Annotated in this window: 1 protein-coding gene; it reads left to right on the plus strand. The window is 37.3% G+C overall.

Annotated features, from left to right (window positions below):
• Nucleotides 1–679, plus strand: a 679-nt coding sequence (locus V7147_RS18610) for a M20/M25/M40 family metallo-hydrolase (RefSeq protein WP_335369328.1), incomplete at both ends; no start/stop codon positions are given.

The following is a 679-nucleotide window of genomic DNA, read 5'->3' on the forward strand; positions in this document are numbered from 1 at the left end:
GGTGAAGAGGTCGGTGGTGCAGGTTCTAAAAAATTATATGAAGAAGGCTATATGGATGATGTTGACTATCTATGGGTAGCTGAACCATCTCATGACACGATTATTTACTCTCACAAAGGATCACTTAACTTGCGTGTAACCTCTATTGGTGAAGCAGCACACAGTTCTATGCCTGACCAAGGTTATAACGCGATTAATCCTTTGATGGAATATCTATTAGAACTAAACGAAAAATTGAATGGCGATGATCGTAATAATGAAGTTTTAAATAAATTGGTTATGAGTACAACTATTTTTAATGCAGGGAACCAAGTGAACTCAGTTCCAGAAAAAGCAGTAGCTGAAATAAACGTGCGTACAATCCCGGAATTTGATAACGATGAAGTGATTGATTTATTCAACACAACAGCGAGCATTTACAATCAGGAAGGCTCTAAAATTGCTGTTGAAGTAACAATGTCATTACCAAGTGTTTTCACTTCAGGACACTCTAAAATGGTTGATTTTGCTAAAGAACTCGGTAAAAAACATTTAGGATTAGAAATTTCTGTTAAAGGCTCGCCAGGAGTGACGGATGCATCAAACTTATTACGAGGTAAAGATGACACCTTCCCATTCATGATGTTTGGTCCAGGCGAAACAAAAATGGCACACAAAACAGATGAATATGTCTACAAAG

Origin of the sequence: Bacillus sp. JJ1521 (genome assembly GCF_036965165.1) — a bacterium.
In the GTDB taxonomy this organism is placed as follows: domain Bacteria; phylum Bacillota; class Bacilli; order Bacillales; family Bacillaceae_L; genus Ferdinandcohnia.